The 21827-nt window shown below is 42.7% G+C and carries 19 protein-coding genes, 7 tRNA genes, 1 pseudogene and 1 other annotated feature (1 of these 28 running past the window's edge); of the genes and pseudogenes, 2 read left to right on the top strand and 25 right to left on the bottom strand.

All coding sequences use genetic code 11. From position 1 onward, the window contains the following. Positions 1 to 189, bottom strand: a binding site (T-box leader); it reaches 35 nt to the left of the window's first position. 47 nt (positions 190 to 236) lie between these two features. The 3 genes from ytxC to ACYQ3Q_RS26905 all read right to left on the bottom strand — a co-directional run bounded on the left by ytxC (position 237) and on the right by ACYQ3Q_RS26905 (position 3824). Further along, positions 237 to 1109 (bottom strand): sporulation protein YtxC, encoded by an 873-nt coding sequence (gene ytxC / locus ACYQ3Q_RS26895; protein ID WP_459931491.1) that lies wholly within the window; start codon positions 1107 to 1109, stop codon positions 237 to 239. A gap of 405 nt (positions 1110 to 1514) precedes the next feature. Then, a complete protein-coding gene (speE, locus tag ACYQ3Q_RS26900) occupies positions 1515 to 2369 on the bottom strand; it encodes a polyamine aminopropyltransferase (RefSeq protein WP_459931492.1) in 855 nt (284 codons plus the stop codon). Between the two features lie 3 nt (positions 2370 to 2372). Continuing rightward, on the bottom strand, positions 2373 to 3824 hold the full coding sequence (locus ACYQ3Q_RS26905) for an aminotransferase class I/II-fold pyridoxal phosphate-dependent enzyme (RefSeq protein WP_459931493.1): 1452 nt from the start codon (positions 3822 to 3824) through the stop codon (positions 2373 to 2375). Between the two features lie 245 nt (positions 3825 to 4069). On the opposite strand from ACYQ3Q_RS26905, the gene ACYQ3Q_RS26910 reads away from it, so the two are divergent. Both ACYQ3Q_RS26910 and ACYQ3Q_RS26915 read left to right on the top strand, forming a co-directional pair. Continuing rightward, entirely contained in the window at positions 4070 to 4282 is a 213-nt protein-coding gene (locus tag ACYQ3Q_RS26910) for a hypothetical protein (RefSeq protein ID WP_459931494.1), read from the top strand. A 262-nt stretch (positions 4283 to 4544) separates the two neighbouring features. Then, entirely contained in the window at positions 4545 to 5060 is a 516-nt protein-coding gene (locus ACYQ3Q_RS26915) for a hypothetical protein (RefSeq protein WP_459931495.1), read from the top strand. Between the two features lie 317 nt (positions 5061 to 5377). Here ACYQ3Q_RS26915 and ACYQ3Q_RS26920 read toward each other — a convergent pair. The 22 genes and pseudogenes from ACYQ3Q_RS26920 to ACYQ3Q_RS27025 form a co-directional block, all read right to left on the bottom strand. After that, a pseudogene (locus tag ACYQ3Q_RS26920) lies at positions 5378 to 5806 on the bottom strand (DUF3231 family protein); the annotation flags it as partial. A 686-nt stretch (positions 5807 to 6492) separates the two neighbouring features. Further along, positions 6493 to 6569: transfer RNA gene (locus ACYQ3Q_RS26925), tRNA-Val, on the bottom strand. A 4-nt stretch (positions 6570 to 6573) separates the two neighbouring features. Continuing rightward, positions 6574 to 6660 (bottom strand) — tRNA-Leu (locus ACYQ3Q_RS26930). Positions 6661 to 6668: 8 nt separating this feature from the next. Next, a tRNA-Cys gene (locus ACYQ3Q_RS26935) sits at positions 6669 to 6743 on the bottom strand. A gap of 10 nt (positions 6744 to 6753) precedes the next feature. After that, positions 6754 to 6828: transfer RNA gene (locus tag ACYQ3Q_RS26940), tRNA-Gly, on the bottom strand. Position 6829: 1 nt separating this feature from the next. Then, positions 6830 to 6905: transfer RNA gene (locus tag ACYQ3Q_RS26945), tRNA-Phe, on the bottom strand. 8 nt (positions 6906 to 6913) lie between these two features. Beyond that, positions 6914 to 6989 (bottom strand) — tRNA-Asp (locus ACYQ3Q_RS26950). Positions 6990 to 7107: 118 nt separating this feature from the next. Beyond that, a tRNA-Val gene (locus tag ACYQ3Q_RS26955) sits at positions 7108 to 7183 on the bottom strand. Between the two features lie 222 nt (positions 7184 to 7405). Next, a complete protein-coding gene (locus tag ACYQ3Q_RS26960; RefSeq protein WP_459931496.1) occupies positions 7406 to 8686 on the bottom strand; it encodes a glycosyltransferase family 2 protein in 1281 nt (426 codons plus the stop codon). Between the two features lie 322 nt (positions 8687 to 9008). After that, the gene (locus ACYQ3Q_RS26965; protein ID WP_459931497.1) at positions 9009 to 9281 is read right to left on the bottom strand and encodes a hypothetical protein; all 273 of its coding nucleotides are present in this window, start codon (positions 9279 to 9281) and stop codon (positions 9009 to 9011) included. Positions 9282 to 9942: 661 nt separating this feature from the next. Continuing rightward, a complete protein-coding gene (locus ACYQ3Q_RS26970) occupies positions 9943 to 10773 on the bottom strand; it encodes a methyl-accepting chemotaxis protein (RefSeq protein WP_459931510.1) in 831 nt (276 codons plus the stop codon). Positions 10774 to 11206: 433 nt separating this feature from the next. After that, complete coding sequence (locus ACYQ3Q_RS26975) at positions 11207 to 11746, bottom strand: carbonic anhydrase (RefSeq protein WP_459931498.1); 540 nt, start codon at positions 11744 to 11746, stop codon at positions 11207 to 11209. A gap of 87 nt (positions 11747 to 11833) precedes the next feature. Further along, positions 11834 to 13060: a nickel pincer cofactor biosynthesis protein LarC gene (gene larC, locus ACYQ3Q_RS26980; RefSeq protein ID WP_459931499.1), complete on the bottom strand. Its 1227-nt coding sequence runs from the start codon at positions 13058 to 13060 to the stop codon at positions 11834 to 11836. Continuing rightward, entirely contained in the window at positions 13057 to 13818 is a 762-nt protein-coding gene (gene larB / locus ACYQ3Q_RS26985; RefSeq protein WP_459931500.1) for a nickel pincer cofactor biosynthesis protein LarB, read from the bottom strand. The genes larC and larB overlap by 4 nt, the downstream gene beginning before the upstream one ends. Beyond that, positions 13815 to 14639 carry an ATP-dependent sacrificial sulfur transferase LarE gene (gene larE, locus ACYQ3Q_RS26990; RefSeq protein WP_459931501.1) on the bottom strand — a complete coding sequence of 275 codons (825 nt, stop codon included), beginning with the start codon at positions 14637 to 14639 and terminating at the stop codon, positions 13815 to 13817. Before larE ends, larB begins: the two co-directional genes overlap by 4 nt. 389 nt (positions 14640 to 15028) lie before the next feature. Then, positions 15029 to 15595, bottom strand: a complete 567-nt coding sequence (locus tag ACYQ3Q_RS26995) for a UbiX family flavin prenyltransferase (protein WP_459931502.1) — start codon at positions 15593 to 15595, stop codon at positions 15029 to 15031. 66 nt (positions 15596 to 15661) lie between these two features. Then, positions 15662 to 17005: a UbiD family decarboxylase gene (locus tag ACYQ3Q_RS27000; RefSeq protein WP_459931503.1), complete on the bottom strand. Its 1344-nt coding sequence runs from the start codon at positions 17003 to 17005 to the stop codon at positions 15662 to 15664. 75 nt (positions 17006 to 17080) lie between these two features. Further along, the gene (locus tag ACYQ3Q_RS27005; RefSeq protein ID WP_459931504.1) at positions 17081 to 18514 is read right to left on the bottom strand and encodes a hypothetical protein; all 1434 of its coding nucleotides are present in this window, start codon (positions 18512 to 18514) and stop codon (positions 17081 to 17083) included. Further along, on the bottom strand, positions 18514 to 19134 hold the full coding sequence (locus tag ACYQ3Q_RS27010) for a 4Fe-4S binding protein (protein WP_459931505.1): 621 nt from the start codon (positions 19132 to 19134) through the stop codon (positions 18514 to 18516). Before ACYQ3Q_RS27010 ends, ACYQ3Q_RS27005 begins: the two co-directional genes overlap by 1 nt. An 18-nt stretch (positions 19135 to 19152) precedes the next feature. Beyond that, on the bottom strand, positions 19153 to 20157 hold the full coding sequence (dmpG, locus tag ACYQ3Q_RS27015) for a 4-hydroxy-2-oxovalerate aldolase (protein ID WP_459931506.1): 1005 nt from the start codon (positions 20155 to 20157) through the stop codon (positions 19153 to 19155). Next, positions 20154 to 21029: an acetaldehyde dehydrogenase (acetylating) gene (locus ACYQ3Q_RS27020; RefSeq protein WP_459931507.1), complete on the bottom strand. Its 876-nt coding sequence runs from the start codon at positions 21027 to 21029 to the stop codon at positions 20154 to 20156. Before ACYQ3Q_RS27020 ends, dmpG begins: the two co-directional genes overlap by 4 nt. 27 nt (positions 21030 to 21056) lie before the next feature. Next, positions 21057 to 21827: 2-keto-4-pentenoate hydratase (locus ACYQ3Q_RS27025; RefSeq protein WP_459931508.1), on the bottom strand; the 771-nt coding region annotated here is incomplete at its 5' end.

The raw sequence follows: 21827 nt of genomic DNA on the forward strand, positions 1-21827 counted from the left end.
CAATTGAAAGGTTTAATATCGCACCTCTCACTCGATTTCCCTTAACGCGGGGTACGGCAGAGCTTACTAAAGTTCAGCCCAACACTCAAGGGTGGTTTTCTCCTGTGCGTCCGTGAGGAAAGCTTACAGCCTAGGCATTCCATCTCTTCCACGGTAGTTTCAGGATACTCTCCCTTTCAACGATTTTGACTAGATTTAACGAACTGACTTATTATAACAAGCCAATCTCATTTTTGTCAAAACTTTTCACATAGGGAACAACCTTGACAATCACAGACTCGATCTCCAAAAACACTCCGGATTGTTTGCAAGGTATCTTTGTAACCATCATAACGTATGTGCAGCGTAATTTGACGAGGTGCAACGGCTATTAAGGCACTGACCAATAGATCTTCATACCCTAGCTCATGAATATTGTCAAGCTGATAGTCTTCAAGGAACTGATGGGTTACTTGAACTCCTTCATTGTTATAGAGATGAAACTTACCTTTTGGTGTCATTCCGACATGTAAAAATTCCAGACGAGGTCTTTGACTCTCTACGAAGTGCTTTAACAGTTGGATAAATTCTAAATACTCTTTTTCAATAACGTACTCATCAATAGCATACTCCACTGCTTTGGATACTTCGTTTTTATACTCTTGTGCACGAAACCGTAAAAAACCCTCTATGTCAAAAACTGCGCTCTGATCTAAGCAACTTAAAATCTGGGTAACTAGGATTGTTTTACGGTTAACGCGATAACCACGAACTTGCCCTAGTCCTTGATTCAAATAGTCCACAGCCTTGTTGAGTATTATTTGCCAATTGGTTTCTTTTAAGTATTGCTTTTTTTTAAGTATTTGAACGATGTGGTCTCTTTCCCAATGCTGCAAAATCGTTTCTGCCAAGGCATTCGCTAAATAATAACGATGGATTTTTTGTACCATTCGCTCATTTTCAGTTTCATCCAACGAATTCTCTTGGAACTGACACTTAATGATCCAGCGTTTTCCCTGCTTATGTTCCACGATTTGAAAGGGGAGTTTTTCACGGTCGCGCAGTTCGAGTAAACGTGCACAGATGCTCTCCCGGTAGTATTGCGTTCCTAATTGCACGGAATGTTCCACTGGCACCCCTCCATAGTAAAGTATATGACCTTTTCTAAGGCATATTTCGGTTCGGCCAATCTATCAGCACTTTTTATTTTCGAAATACTTGGCACATTCCTTAATATTTCCAGAAACGCAATGTTTCATTCTTTTGCTATATGTACTGAATAATAAGCAAAGGGGTGCCTTCCGGCACCCCTTTGCTTATACTTTCTCAACTTAGCACAAAAGCCTCCCTGTTAAGGGAGACTTTCAGCTAATATATTATTTATTATTTACACTCTACATTTAGAACCATAGACGGTCACCAAGCCTTTTCACGACAATACCTATACCTCTTTTAAAAATGACGCTAACCTCTGGATAAGTTCAACTAGATTTCAGCAGGAGTAGAACTCCGCCTGAAGTAAGTTTCTATTTCTATTATTCCCCTGCATTTACCAGTAAATCTAGTACGTAGTTAGGCAGAGCAAAGCTTCCTCTATGAATCTCAGTGTTATAGTACTTTGTTTTCAATCCGAGACTGTTCCAAGCCTGGTCGTCAAGATCTGTCAGTGGATCATAAGTTTTAGAGGCAAAACCAAACAGCCAGTGACCTGAAGGATAAGTTGGAATGTGTGCTTGATAAACCCTACAAACCGGGAAATAGTCCTGAATACGCTTATGAGCTCTTTGCATGGACTTAGCATACTCATTATAATAGGGGCTTTCATGCTGGTTAACCAGGATGCCATCCTCTTTTAAAGCCTTAGAGCAGTTGCCATAAAATTCTTTAGTAAACAGCCCTTCCCCTGGTCCGAAGGGATCGGTCGAATCAACGATAATTAAATCATACTCGTTTGCTTTGGAGCGAACAAATTTTAGTCCGTCTTCAAAATACAGGTTTACTCTTGGGTCATCCAACTTGCAGGCGGTCTGGGGCAAATATTCTCTACACACATCCACAACCATTTTATCTATTTCCACCATGTCAATATTTTCAATGGTACTATAGCGCGTCAGTTCTCTTACCGTTCCGCCATCGCCTGCGCCGATCACCAAGACATTCTTAATCTTTGGGTTAGTGGCCATAGGCACATGAACAATCATATCATGATAAATAAATTCGTCCTTTTCAGTAACCATCATTAAGCCGTCCAGGGTAAAAAAGGTACCGAATTCTTTAGAGATAAAGACGTCGATTCTCTGGAACTCGCTCTGACCTGTATAAAGGGGCTTATCCACTTTAATGGAAAAGCGAACGTTGTCTGTGTGCGGTTCGGTATACCATAATTCCATTGTTTATTCCTCCACTACTCTGATGTTTTCAATGGTCATATCTTCTGTTCCTGTCAGGAAACAGCCTTTGGCCTTAGCATAGGCGATATAGTCAATGATTTCCTCAGTTATCTGCTCTCCTGGGGCTAAAATAGGAATACCTGGCGGATAAGCCATAACAAACTCTCCACTTATACACCCTGTGCTGGCTTCGATAGCCACTGAACGCTGATCGGTATAGAAGGCTCGCTGGGGGGCCATCACTACCTCTGGATTAATATATTCATGATCAAGCATTCCCGTTTTGTCCCTGATATATATTCTTTTTATTTCAGACAAAGAAGATACAAGACGTTCCAAGGCCAAGGCACGATCCCCAACTGAAATGATGGCTAAAATATTACCGATATCTCCAAATTCGATTTGAATTCCGTAATCATCACGAAGAATGTCATAAACCTCAATTCCTGCCAAGCCAATTTCTCTGGTATGGACAGAAAGTTTAGTTTGATCAAAATCAAACACCGAATTTCCATTAATAAGTTCTGTAGAAAAAGCATAGTATCCACCAATTTTATTGATCTCTTCTCGTGCATAGTTGGCAAGAGAAGAGGCTTTTGCGAAAATGCTTTTACCATCTAGTGCTAGGTTGCGTCTAGAAATATCTAGCGAAGAAAGCAGCAGATATGAGCCGCTAGTAGTTTGGGTCAGGTTAATCGTTTGCCGCACATGACCTGTGCTAAGGCGAGCATTTTTTAACAAAAATGAGCTTTGAGTCAACGACCCACCTGTTTTATGCATGCTGACTGCAGACATATCGGCTCCTGCTGCCATTGCGCTGATTGGCATATCCGCTCCGAAGTAGAAATGGGTTCCATGCGCCTCATCAGCCAGAACAAACATATTATGTCGATGAGCAAGCTCAGTAATGGCCTTTAAGTCGGAGCAAATACCGTAATAGGTAGGATTATTGACAAAGATTGCTTTGGCATCTGGATTTCTATCGATGGCACTTTTCACCTCGTCAATATACATGCCTAATGGTATCCCCAACTTATTATTGACACCGGGATTCACATAAACGGGAATTGCCCCACTGATGATAAGGGCATTAATGGCACTTCTGTGAACATTACGTGGCATAATAATTTTGTCGCCCTGTTTGCATACACTCATAATCATCGCCTGAACGGCTGATGTGGTGCCGTTGACCATAAAAAAGGCGTGATGTGCGCCAAAAGCATCTGCGGCCAGTTCCTCGGCTTCTTTTATTACAGAGACGGGATGTGCGAGATTATCTAGCGGCTTCATAGAATTAACATCAACCGAAAGGCATTTCTCACCTAAAAATTCTGTGAGCTCGGGGTTTCCTCTACCTTGCTTATGTCCCGGCACGTCAAACGGTACCACCCGCATAGATTTGTATTTTAGCAATGCTTCATAAATTGGTGCCTTGCCTTGCCAAAGTAAATGCATAAAAACCACCACCTTCCATTCCATAATCAGAGCCATTCATTCCACTATATATTTCGATCGTCTCCTTGCAGAGATCATTCATTAGTAGCACGTCTCGCTAAAAACAACCCTAATCAGTATATTAGACAATCGCAAAAATATCAACGAAATAGGCTTTAACCAACTTGTAACATAAAACTGCTAAGTGTTAAAGGAATTTTTGCTTCTTTCCAAGAATCTGATACTTTAGAGAGGGGGGAACTCTAGTGTATGTGCCTTTATGGTGGGGAAAACCATTAAACGTTTGGCTTGGGATTCTTCTTATGGTGTTGCTGACCTTGCAAGTCCTTTCTGGAAAGCGTTTAATAAAGCTTCCCTTTAGTTTTCACAGACGTAATGCCATTTTAATCGTTTTGGTTGCTGCTGCTCATGCCTTTTTCGGATTAGGTATTTGGTTTTTCAACTTACCCATAAAATAAATTTGAGGAGTTATTGTTATGAACACGACTCAATCTACAACTCCTTCCCCAGACAACTACCAACGAAATAGTCCAATTAAATGAAATACTCTCCTACGCCTAATCAGCGCAGGAGAGTATTTAAATGCTTTTCGCATCTACTAAAAAATGGCTCTTATCCTTGTTAATAGATCTATTTTAATTTTTAATAGATACAAATAAATTTTATAAAACTTGGGAAAATAGATTCTAACAATCTTTTCTAAAAAAGGAGCATTTCAAAGTGAATAAACAAATAATTGAGCAATTAAAACGAATATATAAATTAGAAAAATTCCAAATAAATTATTACATATCTCAAATATCTTCGACACAAGATAGTTTACTCGATAAGGCCTTATCCAAAATTATCGGAACTGACAAAGAGCATACTGATTTTTTTGTTAATATATTTACAGAAGCAAATATTGAAATACCGAAAATCGCAAGTACTATAGCGGATATTGCAGGTAGTATCGTCGGAGAATCTATGGAATTAACCGGTCAGGCTAATACGTTCAAAATAGGGGTTGTACTAGAAGAAAAAGTTTTAAGTGCTTATTATGAACTGATAAAAGAAAATGATTTAGAGTCAAAGCTTCAAGATAAATTAATCGACTTCAAGCTTGATAAAGAATTTCATATGTTATGGTTGCAACACTATGCCCAGCATTTAAAACATAGATCATCTCAAAATTATTTATTAACCGAAGGTATCGAAGAACACCCTACCGTTAATATTAACATGCGGTGGATTTAATTAGTAGGCCAAATTCTTCAAGGGAAAGATTTGAAAACGGCATCAAGTCGGGCATTATGTACATTGAACGACGATTTGGCTACAATCTGTAAAAATGCCCATTCCCTAATCCAAAAAACCCCGCAATCGTCTGCGGGGTCTAAGTTTTTGAGCTTGTGACGGATACATCTGAGTTCTCGACACTACTCAAACGATTGCTTGATAATGAAACGCCGCGTGGACCAAAATTTATCAGGTATCCTGTTCCCATGAGGTTAATGCTGGCACGAAAAATAGGTTGGTTTTTACATTAAAACTAATCCTCCTTTATTTTTAATCTAAGGCCTGTAGACGGGTGGTCTAATTAAATAATTCTTGATTTTACCGTATTCGAGATACTTATCAAATATCTTCATTTCTTCACCCATAAAAGACATGAACAAATCCCTGAGTTTCGGTGAAGTACTGTGAATAAAGGCCATGGTATGAACCGGTAAAAAGGCCTGAATGCCTCTTAGTATCCGTCTGTAAATCTGCCTGTCCGATATCAGCTCGGAATTTACCGTCTTTTGGGTTTGTTTTGGTGGCCTGAGAGGTAAAGGAATGCCATAGTTCAAAAGCACTTTTTCTAATAACTTGGTATGCTTAGTAAGAGTCTTGTTGCCAGAATTAAGGACTAACTTTAAATCATCATCTTTAACGAAGCTGTTTAAAAGATTGGTAACATATATGACGTTATATCTCTGCATCAAATGATTCCAGAGATGGTAAACCTCGCTAACATCATATGTTCAAAAATCTGTATGGTTTCTAAGGCATCCAACTTGGTGACTAAACATCCCAAATATAAAAAACTTCTACTACATTAATAATTCTTTGTTTTTCCCTGATTGACACGGCGTATTAAAATAGGTTGATTTTCCCATAAACAATTTACCTCCTCTGTTAATGTTCTATCCTACTTTAGCCTTTGATAACCATTTTATACTTATCATTTTTTCTACCCGTGGTAAAAATTTGTACATTAAGTTGCTTCCTATGTCTGGGCGGCAATGATCTTGCCAGGTCTTTCCCGTTCTAATATCTATTTAATAAACGCGTTGCCAAACTTGCCCGTTACTCACATATATTTGTATGTCGAGAAAACAATACGGCACCTAATCTGTTCCCGCTTGTTCTTCGTCTCGAGAATTAAAGGTAAATCGTTTTCCATGAAAAATAATCCCTAAAATAAATTAAAGCCATTGACCTAAATCAATGGCTTTAATCAATATTTCGTTACTGACTTTGACTGAATTTTTGACTAAATACTAGCGGAAACTTAGAGTTTCTTACGGGTTCTTATGAAAATTTTGCTCAACCCCCGAAATCCATAAGGCCCTGAATCCAGCTCGTAGGTTCGCTTGTACCAAGCCTTTCAGGACTTTATATACTTTCATAATTAGTGTTCATATGGTGGGTTTGAGAGGACTCGAACCTCCGACCCCCGCGATGTCAACGCGGTACTCTAACCAGCTGAGCTACAAACCCATATTGGTGCCGATGACCGGAATCGAACCGGTACGGATGTTACTCCGCGGGATTTTAAGTCCCGTGCGTCTGCCAGTTACGCCACATCGGCAAATTGATTGGAGGCGGCACTCAGATTTGAACTGAGGAATAGAGGTTTTGCAGACCTCTGCCTTACCACTTGGCTATGCCGCCAGAAGAATAATGGAGCGGGTGACGAGATTCGGACTCGCGACTTTCACCTTGGCAAGGTGACACTCTACCACTGAGTTACACCCGCATGGTGCCTCAGGACGGAATCGAACCGCCGACACGAGGATTTTCAGTCCTCTGCTCTACCGACTGAGCTACCGAGGCAAATATTATGGCGACCCCGATCGGACTTGAACCGACGATCTCCTGCGTGACAGGCAGGCATGTTAACCACTACACCACGGGGCCATGATTGAGGTTTGATACACGATGTTCGAAGTACGACACCGTTCTCTTACCTTTATAGTCCAAGCTTTAGCTCCACGGTTCTTTCGAACCTTGAATCTCAAACTTCGAACATCGAGTTTGGTGGGCGATGACGGGCTCGAACCGCCGACATCCTGCTTGTAAGGCAGGCGCTCTACCAACTGAGCTAATCACCCGAGACTGACGATTATCAGTATACACAAAAACTGACGTTGTGTCAAAGACTTTTTTATAGTTTATACCTGTTAAATAATGACACTCTAATTTTAGAGACATTAAAAAGCTTAGCATATTAATAAGATTATCATTCTCGTGAATGGCTCGCCGCTCATCGCTTAGGGCAGGTATGTGTTAACTCAACTGGCAATCACATTAAGGAAGAGAAACAGGTTAAACCATTAAGACGACGATACTTTTTTTTGTTTGTCAACAACTTCATCTATACTTATTGAGCGAGTGTGTTTAGTGTGAGACCATTGTTTGTCTTTACGATTGACAAATCCTAAAAAGACGATGGGTATCCAACTATAAATAAAGACTGGGTATAGAATGAGTCCTACATAGGCACGCCATGGTAAACGATCAAGCGCCAACGCTGCAATTGGGTATAAGTATTGGAAAGCGGATAAAATCTGCCATCCCGTCCAAGGCATTACTAAAGTAAATACTTGAGTATACTGATTTTGAAATACGGATATAAGATTTGTAAGCATAAAGAAAGTTGCTATCATAACTAGTGCCGGTTGAAAAAGGTGAATAGCGGCATCAATATACATGAATTCCCTTTCCCTTACACCCTTGATAATTAGAGGGAAGAAATAACGTCCCGCTACATCAACTTGACCTTGTGCCCATCGTTTCCTTTGATACCAAGATTGCATAAACGTTAATGGTTTCTCATCATAAACCACTGCATCATGCGCCCAAGTCGTCCTAATTCCGTGGGATAGCGCTTTCATGCTAAATTCTAAATCTTCCGTTAAGGAAGTCGCTCCCCACCCGAATTCCTTAAGAACACCCATCGAAATACACATACCTGTTCCTCCCAAAACGTTCGAGAGACGACCTGTATTGTACCTGGCAAGCTGGAGCAAACGATTGGTTACCCAGAATGCAATAGAGAATGTATTGGTCACCCATGTATCAAATGGGTTTTTTGAATCTAGGTAGCATTGGACAATTTTATGGCCTTGGCAAAGCTTGCTATTCATCTCAAAAAGGAAATTTTCCTTAACAAGATTATCTGCATCGAAAATGACTATTGCATCGTATTGACGCTCTATTCTAAATAAACGATGGAACATCCATTCTAGTGCATAACCCTTACCGCGTTTCTCCGTATTAAATCGCCGATGGACAATTGCTCCAGAATTCCTAGCAATTAAGGCCGTTTTATCCGTACAGTTATCAGCTACCACAAAGATATCATATAGTTTTCTTGGATAATCAAGTTGAAGTAAATTCTCCACTAAGGGTCCAATGACAGCTTCCTCGTTATGTGCAGCAACAACTATAGCAAAGCTCTTCTCTGGCTTAAGTATCTTCTCCTCTTGTTTCCGGTACAAACCAAACATAGAAAGGATAAAGTAATAGAAGGTTAAAAAAATGATAATAACTTGTATCGGAACCATAATGACATTAAATACTTGCGTACCTGTAATGCCAGACAAAAAATCCACAAACTCAGCCCCTTTCTAACGCATTAAATTCTAACATAGGTATCGATCCTATGCAAGAATTTTAAAGCGACATTATATACAGTTTGTCCACCTATTTACATTTATTTGCTCTTTATCTATCTTAGAACTAAAATTACCATTTTAGCCAAAGAAGTTTAGAGATAAGCCCTTAATCTGTGGTGATAATGACCAATGTCGAGTTTATGTTTCTATATCATAATCATAATCATAATCTTAAGATTATGATTATGATTAACTCTCTAATGCTGATTACAGCACGTTCAATTAGATCTGACTATGCTATCAAGGATCTGTATATGTACTAGTGTCGTTCGGAAAACTTATGGAGAAAAAAGACAATGAGCGAAGCGCTAAAAATAATAAATAGAAAACTGGCTTTTATTCCAAAGCTAATTGAGTACCAATAGATCTCTCCGACTCTTGATCCGGTAACCCATGGAACTAATGACCGAAAGATACGAGCAATCCCACTTCCTATTACAATAAACAATAATAGAGCTGATATTATTACTAGCATGCCCATAACACCTGTTGGAGTATCCAGTTTCCAACGACGCACAAGGTTTCGTTTCATCCACTGAAACTCCACAAATAAACTTCTGGTCCACTTATTCCACATCTTCCTCACCTCATACCCATATTATGAAAAAGTTGATAAAGAGACACACCTATCAAGAAAAAAGTATAAAAACCATTATACTTGGTTAAAATCGTGTGCAAGGGGGTGGTATATTTATGCCAATACAGGCACCTGATGGAAAGTTTGTGCATTGTTCTTATTGTAACCAGAAGTTTCGCTTCGAATATGACGCCAGTAAACATGAAAAAGAAAACCATGCTAATCAATAGTAATTAGATGAGAGGACAGGTTCTTGTGTCTAAATCTATAAATAATCGATAATCAAGTCCACGATGCTAACTATCCTAATATTTTTCAGCATTCGTTCGTGAGGACGGGATTTAAAAGCTAGGGGGTAGCCCAAGGGACGCCCTGTTTGCCTTCAAAACAATAAGTTTACTACACAAAGAGACTACCTTAATCATGGTAGTCTCTTTGCTTCTTACCTGGCGATACGATAGTCACGATAGTCTCCGGTGGAGATTATCGCCGAGCCACCTACCCAAAAGAAACACTTCGTGGCGAAGGAAAGACTATCGCCACATGGCGACTCATAACGGCATTCGGTATCGCCTCAGCTTTTTTCAGACGGATTCATCTATCACTGCGCAGACTTTTAGATTGTTTTGCTAACGTCGTATAAACCCATAGCACTATTTACTACTTCAGCCATAGCTGATTCTATGTCATGTGTTATCTGCGCCTGGTTCTGAGTAGTCGCAACATTTTGGCTGATCTGATTCTCTACATTATTGATGCTCTTCTGGCTACTTAGTATTGCCTGCCTAATGTTCTTCACTGCATCAACACTTTTCTGAGATAGCTTTTTCACTTCTTCAGCCACCACTGCGAACCCGCGCCCATGTTCACCAGCCCTGGCCGCCTCTATCGCTGCATTAAGCGCTAACAAATTGGTCTGTGAAGCAATGTTTTTAACAAGCTCGTTCATTTCTTCGATGATTTTTAGTCCATCTATTAATGCTTTAATAGCACTCTCTAAATCTGACATGGATTCCACACTCTTGTCCGCGTACACTGTCATTTCTTGCAAGGATGCAGCAATTTCCTCCGAACTGGCGGAGAGATTGTCCGCAATTTCGATGATCAATTCCGGCTTCTCTCTGCTTCTCGCTACCGCAATACAGCCAATAACTTTGCCATCTTCAATAGCAGGGAGAGCAATCGTTCGAAATGTAAACCCATACACCTCTTTCGGAACGAGTTTATCCACCGGTTTGCCTGTCACCACACATTGCTTACCACCGCTGCCCTCCACCAGTCTGTCACCTATTTTTGCCTTGTAGGTCACAAAACTTTTTGGGGTATACATCGAATCAAAGTTTTGCGTATTTGTCGTAAACAATACGGCATCTTCTCCTAAAAGGTAAGGAATGACTTCCTCCAAGGTTTTAAATGCTTCCAGTTGCGCTCTGGTGACATAATACATCAAGATTACGTCGCCTCCCTAAAGTAATAATGGTCTCGGCATTCGCCGAGTCAGATGGCACAAAGCTTTGCTTGAACTATCGATATTGATGTCCTCCCACCTTTTTGCTATAAGGATTTCATTTTTTTGTCTCCAATAGGAAATTGACGAACAAAATATTCTTGCGGAACATGTCTTAAACACTTGACTTTTGCAAAATATGCCTAAAATTGCAACGGTAAGGATTTATTTTCCTTCAATACGAATTGGAGTGATTTGCTTGACACCTGTTTATAAAGTACCGCACGCAACGTATCAGAATTCTGTTTTCAACATCTCAGACAAAACTATTCTGACGGAATCTTCGTCATCGTCAACGATGACTGCCCCTGGTTGCGAAACTTTGGATGACCGATCTGTCTACAATCACGACACTTCCTTCCATGCACTTAAATCATTCTTTAATAAGATAAAATTTATTATCTTCTATATTGTAAAAGAGTGGTGCAACTAAAATTTTCGGATATCTTAATCTTAATCGTGCCGCCTCACTTAAAACAAAATCTATTTCATTGCCAATTTCATACATTGGAGCAAAATTCATATAATGCTCCTCTGCATATTTCTTGTTCCATCCTGCATTTTCAACTAACCCTTCAATAAATTTTTCTTTTTTAGAATAAAGATTTACCATACCACAATTATTATGGCCTAGCAGAGCTATCGCTTTTACACCACCAATAGCAATAGCATACGATACTTTAAACTCGCTGTAACGTAAATTCCCCCCGCCACTGCGAATTATATACGCAAAATTATCTGGAATGCGAAGATGTTTTCGATTATCCATACACATTCCTATTAATAGCTGTGCTTTGGAATATGAATCAAATGAACGATGAAGATTATGATATTCTAAAAGAAATCCAACCGGAGTTTCTCTATATTCTGGAGAAATATCTTCTTTAGTTGATACGTCAATTAATTTATCCATTATCATTATTCCTTTCCAAACGAATCCGAGTTCCACTCCAAATTAGTTTCCCACTAGATGTGCTTTACCATAAACGAACCATACTTGCTAGCTATGATCCTTTTGTTCTAATTGTTGGTAAGCTGCGTATTTGATAATATCGTAAACTTCTTTAAGCGGTATCTGTTGCTCTTCTGCTAATTTACGGCAATCCTCATATTCTGGAGCCACATTACGCAGGCTATCCTGATAACGGGCAACTTTCACCTTAGCTTGACCTAGCCTGGTCTGCACCGTCTTTATTTCATAAGGCAGCATATACTTGGTCACAGGGTAAACCCTAACCCCGATGGACGTTGTCTCGGAAAATATTTGCTGGTAGAATGTTTCTAATTGATGGGTATGGATCAATAAACTTAATACTATAGCTGGGCGGTTTTTTTTCATCTGGATTTTTCGCAAGAAAACATCCATCGCCCCGGCTTTAAGGAATTTGTTAATCAGGTAATCATAAAACTCCGGGTTCATGTCATCTATATTGGCTTCCATCATCAGGGCTTCTCCTTGGTGGACATCACCCTTGCCGCCGTAACGAATATGCCCGTCGGAACCAACCTGATCCAGTTTCTCACCAATGGTTAAACGCAGCAAGTTTGGAATGACTAAATCATGCTCACCTGCCCCATAACCGATGTTATCAACCCGCATCGGCGGCATATTGCCAAAATTTTGACAATACGTTGTAATAATTGCCGCTCCAGTTGGAGTAACTAATTCTTTTTCTACATCCCGGGAGTAAATGGGAACCCCTTGCAATAGTTCCAGAGTCGCTGGTGCTGGAACTGGCATTATCCCGTGGGCACATTTAGTAAAGCCTGTTCCGGTATGCACTGGTGAGGCATATACTTCCTCAATCCCCAGCCGCCACAAACCAATAACAGAACCAACGATATCAATGATGGCATCCATCGCTCCGACTTCATGAAAATGAATCCGGTCAATAGATGTTTGATGTACTTTGGCTTCAGCTTCAGCCAAGCGAGCAAAAACCTGGATACTTTTTTCCTTAACAACTTCCGGCAGCGTACTATTACTAATTATTTCTTGAACATGCCGCAGATGCCGGTGTACATGGCCTTCTTCCGTTAAAACGTGTACCTTGGTCCCACTAATGCCTTGTTTAATCACTTTCTCCACTTGTAATTGATAACCAGTTAAAGGAAGCTTGGCTAAATCTGTTTGCAGTTGCTCCCAATCTAAACCGGCATCAACTAAAGCCCCTAAGGTCATATCCCCACTTATCCCTGCAAAACAATGGAAGTAAGCGATTTTCATGCTCCAGCCTCCCCTAATCTATTGATTAAACTAGCCTGATAACCTGCACCGAAACCATTATCGATATTAACCACACTGACACCACTGGCACAGCTGTTCAACATGGCCAGCAAAGCGGCTATCCCACCGAAACTAGCACCATAACCAACACTAGTGGGCACAGCAATCACTGGTTTGTCCACTAACCCTCCAACTACACTGGCGAGGGCTCCTTCCATTCCAGCAACAACGATTAAGACCCGTGCAGCAAAAAGCTTATCCTTTTGGCTTAATAAGCGATGAATACCGGCTACTCCGGTGTCATAAAGCCGTTCCACCCGATTGCCCATCACCTCAGCGGTAATAGCCGCTTCTTCAGCTACAGGTAAGTCTGAGGTTCCCGCACTCAGCACTAAGATATGTCCTCGTTTTTTCTGTTCACCCCTTCGTATCACAATTAAGCGAGCTAAATCATAATACTCAACGTTAGGAATCCGTGCGGCGACGGCTTCATAAACATCATAATTAGCCCTAGTGGCTAAAATGTTATTATCTGACCCTTCAGCTAGCTTTTCGGCGATGGTAACGATCTGTTCAGTAGTTTTGCCTGCACTATAGATAACTTCAGGAAATCCCTGCCTGAGCTGGCGATGATGGTCGATTTTGGCAAAACCTAAATCTTCAAAGGGCAAATCTTTCAATTTATCTAACCCAGCATCAACACTAATTTCGTTATGCTTGATTCCTATGAGCAAATCACGCAGGCTTTTTTCGTTCATACTTTTTTGTCCTCTTCCTTTAAAGTCTCATTCATACTCCCAGTCCGGTAACCTTGCAGGTCCATGGTAACATAAGTAAAACCACAAGCTTTTAGCTCTTCAACGACTTGGTCTACTTTTTCTACCATAAGCAAGAATTGATCTCGGGGGATCTCGATCCGGGCAATTTCACCATGGTGACGTAATCGAAACTGTTGAAAACCCAAGGAACGCAACAACATTTCTCCTCGATCTACTTGGTTCAACTTTTCTTTCGTTATTCTAGAGCTATACGGAAAACGGGAACTAAGGCAAGCAAAGGAAGGTTTGTTCCATGTCGATAAACCCATTTCTTTGGAAAAACAACGAATTTCCTCTTTAGTGATGCCTGCTTCTTTTAGTGGACTGCGTACGCCCAATTCCTTTGCTGCTTTCATTCCCGGTCTATGGTCATTTAAGTCATCGAAGTTAGAACCATCAAGAACGTAATTTATTCCCTCATCCTTGGCGACAATTAATAATTTGGAGAATAGTTCATTCTTACAGTAATAGCACCGGTTAGGCGGATTATCCGCAAACCCTTCAATATCCAATTCTTCCGAAACGATTAGTTTATGTCTAGCCCCTAATTCGCGAGCAAGTTTTTGAGCTTCCGCCTGCTCCTGAGCAGGATAAGTTGAGGAAGTAGCTGTAACTGCTAAGGCTTTTTCACCAAGTACTTCCAGCGCAACTTTAAGCAGAAAAGTACTGTCAACTCCACCTGAAAAAGCAATAACGACACTTTCCATATCTCTTAAATTTTTACGCAGTGTTTTCAACTTTTCCCTATTGACTAATTCCACAAGTTACCATCCTTTATTTCCACGATAAAAGTATTTGAAACTTAGATAACGCGTGATACCAAATAATAGATTTCTCAGAACCGCCCCAACTGCCATTTCCATTCCCGCCCAACAATGAACAGCATGTCCAGGTTGGTTAGCACCCCCGTTACTTTACCATTACTGTTACCCGCCGTTACCTTTACCTAACCCAATTGCTGTATATTCACGGCGCAAAACAACTCGCCTAATTTGACAAGTCGTAAGTCCAATTATGGTCTTGTTTAGGAAGTAGCGGGCGACAGTCGCCGCCCGCTAACATTTACCATAGATACTTTACTTAAAGGGACTGGAATACTGCCAGTCGCTCGACTCCAAGGCGTTCTAAAAAGGCGCCCTGTAATTACTTTTTATGTTAAGACGCCTTCCCAACGCTTGTACAGAGTGTGTTCTATGCCCAACTGATCTAGTACGCGCCCGACAACATGCCTTACTAAATCGTCAATACTTTGGGGATGATGATAGAAACCTGGGGATGCAGGCAAGATAATGCCCCCAGCCCGAGCAAGCCGTAACATGTTCTCCAAGTGAATGATATTATAAGGCATCTCGCGCGGGACAACTACCAGCGGTCGCCTCTCTTTTAACATCACTTGGGCAGCCCGAGCAAGCAGATTATCCCCTATACCGTTGGCTAGTAAACCTAAAGTATTCATTGAACATGGAATAACCACCATTCCATCATTACGAAATGAACCACTAGCTAACGATGAAAAGAGGTCGTCTATGGCGTGAACATGAATTCCTGAAGAAAAGGCCTTTATCTCCACCCCACATTCATATGCCAGTACTTTCTCGCCTATCTGGGTTAAAATGACCTCCACATCCCAACCCATTGCGGCCAATGTTTCTATGAGGGTGTAGGCATAGATAGAGCCGCTTGCACCTGTAATTCCTACAACTATACGTTTCGTCACACTCTACCCCTCCTAATGATTATTTCCCACCCAATCTACTATCCACAATCCTTTTGGCGAATTTCTTTAGGAACAATAATCTTCGAGCTTAATTTTGTCTTCCCCTGGAATACGAATTCGCTCAAAGCGTCCTACTGGAGCATCTGAAGGCACGGTCGCATCAATACCCATTTTATCGCTTATCCCATCATCAGAAGAAGGATCCAGTTTATTGCCTAATGCCCTTTCAACGATAAAGACATCACGTCCGGCCTGACAACGAGTAGCTACAGCCCACTCCACATCTTCAGGATTGAAAATATCCACATCTTTGTCCACCACTACTACATGCTTGATTTCCTGACTACTGCCAAAAGCAGCAAACATCGCATTTTTGGCCTCACCCTCATTTTGTTTGTCGATAGAAATAGCCAGATGATAGCGGCAAGTACCTCCAGGAGTAAGGTGAACACTTCTGGTATTCGGCACTGCGTTTCTAATTATTTGTATCAAGCCTCCTTCTCGAGGAACTGATCCCAGAAGCAAGTGTTCCTTGGTTGCCGGTACAATGGTCTGGAAGATAGGGTCCATTCGAGAAGTCATTGCCGTCAGTTCAATAACCGGTTTCGGCGAAGCTGGGCCATAATATTTGGGATATTCGCCAAAAGGACCTTCCATTTCTCGGACAGCGGGCAGGAGATGGCCTTCTAAAACTATTTCAGCCTGGGCAGGTACTTCAAGGTCAACAGTCTCCCCTTTCACTAACTCTAGGGGTTGTCCATATAGAGCACTGGCAATAGTATACTCATCATAACCAGGCGATGTCAAAGCCTGGGAAGCTAACAATAATATGGGGTCTAAACCAATAGCTATCGCAACTTCCAGGGGTTTTCCTTCTGCTTCAGCCATCCTGTGAAAATGGGAGAGATGCCGGGGCAAGATCAAGATTCCCAAGCGATTAGGACCTAAAACATGGAGCCTGTGGATCGAGAGATTACGTACGCCAGTCTTTGGATCCTTGGCGATTAGCACTCCAGCGGAAATATATGGCCCGCCGTCTTTTTCGTGATGGACGGGTATGGGTAATGTGCCCAGGTCAACATCATGGGTAACCCTTTCCTTTACTGGCGCAGCCCCGGCTTCCACTATGGTGCATTCCATTGGATTGGCTTGAGCCCAGGCAAAATGCTCAGCCACTCTATCGACAGATACTCCCATGGCCCGTGCCAGGAGTTCCCTGCTGCCACCTATACCTGTTACCACGGGTACTTTCGAATCACCCGGCTTATCAAACTGTACCGCAAAGCGTCCATCCGCTTTTTTACCCACAGCTGCCAGTTCGTAAGAAAGATTCACTTTTTTATCAACATGTTTTAACATACCATCAGTATTCAAAACCTGTAACCACTGTCTTAAAGATCTAGCTCTCATTTGTCACCATCCTATTTATTATTAAGCTTCCACTTTCTTACTGGTTATACTAGAAATGAATAAAGGGCAGCATCTCTATTTAGGACGTACTAATCCAATTCCTCTCTGCCGCAGCCATTTCGGCAATAAGATTTCATCGACTTTAGCGCTGACAGCGGGAGCTTTCTGCAACAGTTCCTCGGCCAAAGATTCGCTGACATTAATACCACCGACAGCCCCATCAAAAATAACGACCTTTCTCGTCCCTGTGGTCTTATAGGCAAATTCCATAGCCGACTCCGTGCTCTCAGCCACCATGGCATGGTCCATATAGGTAAGATTTTGCGGATCGCGATTAAAAAGTTCGGCTTGTTCCTGTCCGACAACAATCGTCGGAATGTGCTCACTAAAAAAAGCCGTCGGATAACCGGTCCAGGCATAATTTTGTACACACATTTTAATGGCCCGATTAACTGTGGGAATATCATCAAGCAAAGGACGACCCTGTTTACCGTAAAATGCCTCTGTATACCAGGTATAAGCTGGTAAAGGTAAGTCGAGATCATAAAGATCAGTGTTAGCGCCCACAACATTGGCATAGATGACGCCCGCTGAGAAAACGTAAACGACTGGGCAAGGAAAATCCAAAGCACAAATATAGTCCTCAAGTTCTCCGAATAAGGTCATTATTTTGCCGTAGTAACGTAAACCGGTTTGAGTGACCCTGTCATTAAGCGCATACAGATCACTATCAACATCCACCCCGATGATCCCGTTGGGCGCCACTGTAAGAAAAGAAGCAAAGGCAAATTTACTTTGCACGAAGGTTGAATCGAAAATAGCGCGGGCCGTAAAGTTCGCTGCTCTCGGTCCGAGGTTTTGGTGATACGTAGAACGAGTCTCGATTCGGGCATAAGACATGCCAAAAGGCTTTACAGCCCGATCAACTTGGCGATGGAAATGAACCTCACGGACATCGCTGTTATGAGCATGGATGATCCAGTCCGCATCATAAACTTTTTTAAGTCCGAATAAGGTTCCTACCTCCGTCTCGATAGGAATCCCTTGATCAATGGGAGCGACCCCAATAGCTTTGCCATCGAAATAAACGTCCAGGCCGTGGCGCTTGATATACTCCTCCGTCTCGCGGAAACGAAGTCCCACACCCGCCCGCAGGCGAACGTTGCGACAACCCGTGCGTGCCTCAACAACATCTTTAATAGCTTTGAGCATTTCCGCATAGGGTTCACCACCCATTAGGGTGAAACCGTGATGAGAAGCAAGGATATTCACAGAGTGTTCTGGTTTAATTTTGCTCATATCGACGTTTTGCAAAGCGGCTTCAGAAGCTTGGCGAATCACTGACACCCCCGCAGCACAGGGGAAAATCACTTCCGGAAGATCCGGGAAAAGATCGGTCAGCATGACCGAAGTCATTCCAGGCAGCTCACTGACACGGGTTTTAACTAAGTCTGGATCAATCCCATATTGGGATGAACGCGGCGGTACCGGCTTGATTGGAGGTCGCATTAAGATTCACTCCTTCCTTGCAGCGGGGCGGCAACTACTCGATCTAAAAGTTTGATGTCTTCATCGAAATAAAATCCCCGACTCGCATATTTTTGTTTTACTTCCTCTGAAATATCCCACACTGTCACTGTCTTACCATACCACTGCCATCCACCTTCTGGCGGTTGGGGTTTGACACCGGCTGCCTCGAGAAGACGTAACAAGGGTTGAATACATTCAACTTTACAGCCGGTACGAGCGCCCGTCAGTAAGGAAAGTTTTTCCGGGGAATCGGCTCCTAGTATAATCGCAGCCGCAATTTCTTCCGCCCGAGTCGCTGTACAATAGCAAATCAACTGTTCGGGATTAAATTTAGCCTTCCGGCAGAGATCTTCAATCAAAGCATAATCAACACTGCTGACATCAACCTTAACAACAAATGGTTGTTCACTTTTTACCATACTTATTGCATAAACTGGGCAACGTTGCTCACAAGCGTTACAACCACGGCACATTTCATTGTCAACAATTGCTAACCGGTCCTCTATTTTGATGGCTAGTACCGGACAAACTTTCACACACGTTTTACAGCCAATGCACTTTTCTTTGTCAATGACTGCCAGTAAATTAACGGTCTTCATAATACCTTACGCTCCTTTTTATTGGTTCGCCAACTGATACGCCACATCAACAATCATGTCTTCCTGACCGCCTACCATTCGCCTCCTTCCTAGTTCTGTCAAGATGTCCCGGGGGTCGAGGTTAAATCGTTCAGCCGCCCGGTAAGTGTGTAAGAGAAAACTTGAATACACACCGGCATAACCCAGCATAAATGGGGCGTTGCGCACTACCTGCGGCCGGTGCATCATGGGCTCAACCAAATCTTCAGCTACATCCATGATTTTGTATAAATCCACGCCCGTCTGATAACCGACTTTATTCAAAACCCCCACGAGCGCTTCAATTTGGGTATTTCCCGCCCCGGCCCCCAAGCCTCGGCAAGTCCCATCCAGGAAGGTTGCCCCAACTTCCAAGGCTGCGAGGGAATTAGCTGTGGCCAAGGTCAAATTGTTGTGGGCGTGAAACCCGACGGGTATCCCAACTGCTTGGACTACAGCACCAACCCGGGCTCTAACATCGTCCGGCAGCATGGCCCCGGCCGAATCGGCCACATAGATGAAATCTGCGCCATACGACTCAAACAGTTTGGCCTGCTCAACGACTTTTTCCGGTGGAGCCATGTGGCTCATCATCAAGAAACCAAATGCCTGCATTCCCAGGCTCTTAGCCATCCGTATATGTTGCTCAGCAGTATCCGCCTCTGTCACATGGGTAGCAACCCGTACCGCCTTAGCTCCGCAAGCCTCAGCCCGTTTCAGATCCTCAATAGTGCCGATCCCGGGAATCAATAAAACAGTTAAAATTCCATTTTTGATGACCTCTGCTGCCGCTTTGATCAATTCCTCCTCATCCGTGGCAGACCTGCCATAATTAAACGAAGAGCCCGCTAAGCCGTCCCCGTGAGACACCTCGATATATTCAATCCCAGCCGCATCAAGTCCGCCGGCAACTTCCGCCACTTGTTCCACGCTGTACTGATGGCTTACTGCGTGACTGCCGTCTCGCAATGTTGTGTCCACCAGATGAATCTTACCCATGCTCATGCGATCACGTCCTTTCTAATTAATTTTTGGGCAAGCTTTTCCGCGAAGGATACGGCTGCCGAAGTGATGATATCAAGGTTTCCTGAATATTTGGGCAGAAAATCGCCGGCCCCTTCTACCTGAATGATGATGGTGACTTTGTGACCATCAATGATGGGCGGAACACGAAGTCTATAACCTGGCACGTATTTTTGAATCTCGTTCACCATCATTTGAACAGCGGCTGTAATAGCTTTTTCGTCAGGATTCTCCACTTCTACATAAATAGTGTTCGCCATCATCACAGGGGGTTCAGCAGGATTTAACACGATGATCGCCTTCCCTCGCTTGGCCCCCCCAACTTTAACCAAGGCCTTAGAGGTAGTTTCCGTAAATTCATCAATATTTTGACGGGTTCCCGGACCAGCGCTTTTACTAGATAGACTGGCGACAATCTCGGCATAGGTGACGGAAGCTACCTTGTTAATGGCATAAACAATTGGAACCGTTGCCTGTCCGGCACACGTCACCATGTTAACATTAGGTTCCTCCAACAATTCTTCTAAATTAACACAGGGAACACAATAGGGACCGATCGAAGCAGGTGTCAAATCAATTGATATTTTACCCGCTTCCTTGAGTAGTGGAGCATGCATAAGGTGTGGCTTTGCCCCGGTTGCGTCAAAAACGATTTTAATATCCGGGTCTTGGAGAACCGCATTAACCCCTTCAATCGAAGTGTTAATTCCCATTTTCCGAGCCCTTTGAATCCCCTCAGATTCCACAATACCAGTCAGCACACCCATTTCCAGGTTCTTACTTTTAAGGATCTTAAACATCAAGTCGGTACCAATATTTCCTGGTCCAATTACAGCTACCTTAATTTTATCCACCAATTACATCTCCTCAAATGACATTCTTTAAATGAATTTTAAATTCAAACTGCCCAACCCGTCGAAAGACAGCGTAAAGACATCCCCCGACTCAGCCACTTCGGCCGCTGTCACTGCCCCCGATAAAATAATCTCTCCTGCTTCCAGTGCGATATCAAATTCAGCCAGCTTATTGGCCAGCCAGGCAACCGCAGCCGCGGGATGACCCCAAACCTCCGCACCGGCCCCACTGCTGACCATTTCTCCATTCTTCTCCAACACCATGCCGATTAGGCGCAAATCAAGATCTTGTACTGGAACTAAGCGGCTGCCTAAGACCAGGCGGGCACTGGAGCCATTGTCGGCGATAGTGTCCGCTAGTTTTATCTTCCAATCACGGATCCGGCTGTCAACTATCTCAAAGGCTGGCATGACTCCTTCTGTTGCACGGAATACGTCAGCTATGGTTACCCCAGGGCCCTTAAGGGTATCCTTTAAGACAAAAGCCAGTTCCCCTTCCACCTTGGGCAAGAGAAGTTCCTGACGCTGGCATGATTCTCCCTCTAAGAGCAACATATTGTCAAACAGGTGTCCATAGTCGGGCTCATTAACTCCTAACAGTTTCTGCATGCCCTTACTGGTTAAACCAATTTTCTTACCGATCACCTTTCGGCCCTGAGCTAGCTTCATAGTGATACCCTCTAGTTGAATACGATAGGCATCCTCTACCGTTAACCCTGGGTATGTCTCTGTCAGTGTGTCAATGGGCACCCTGACACTTTCAGCCTGTAGTAGTTTAGCGGCAATGTCCCTATTATT

It is taken from the genome of Desulfosporosinus burensis (assembly GCF_054657535.1).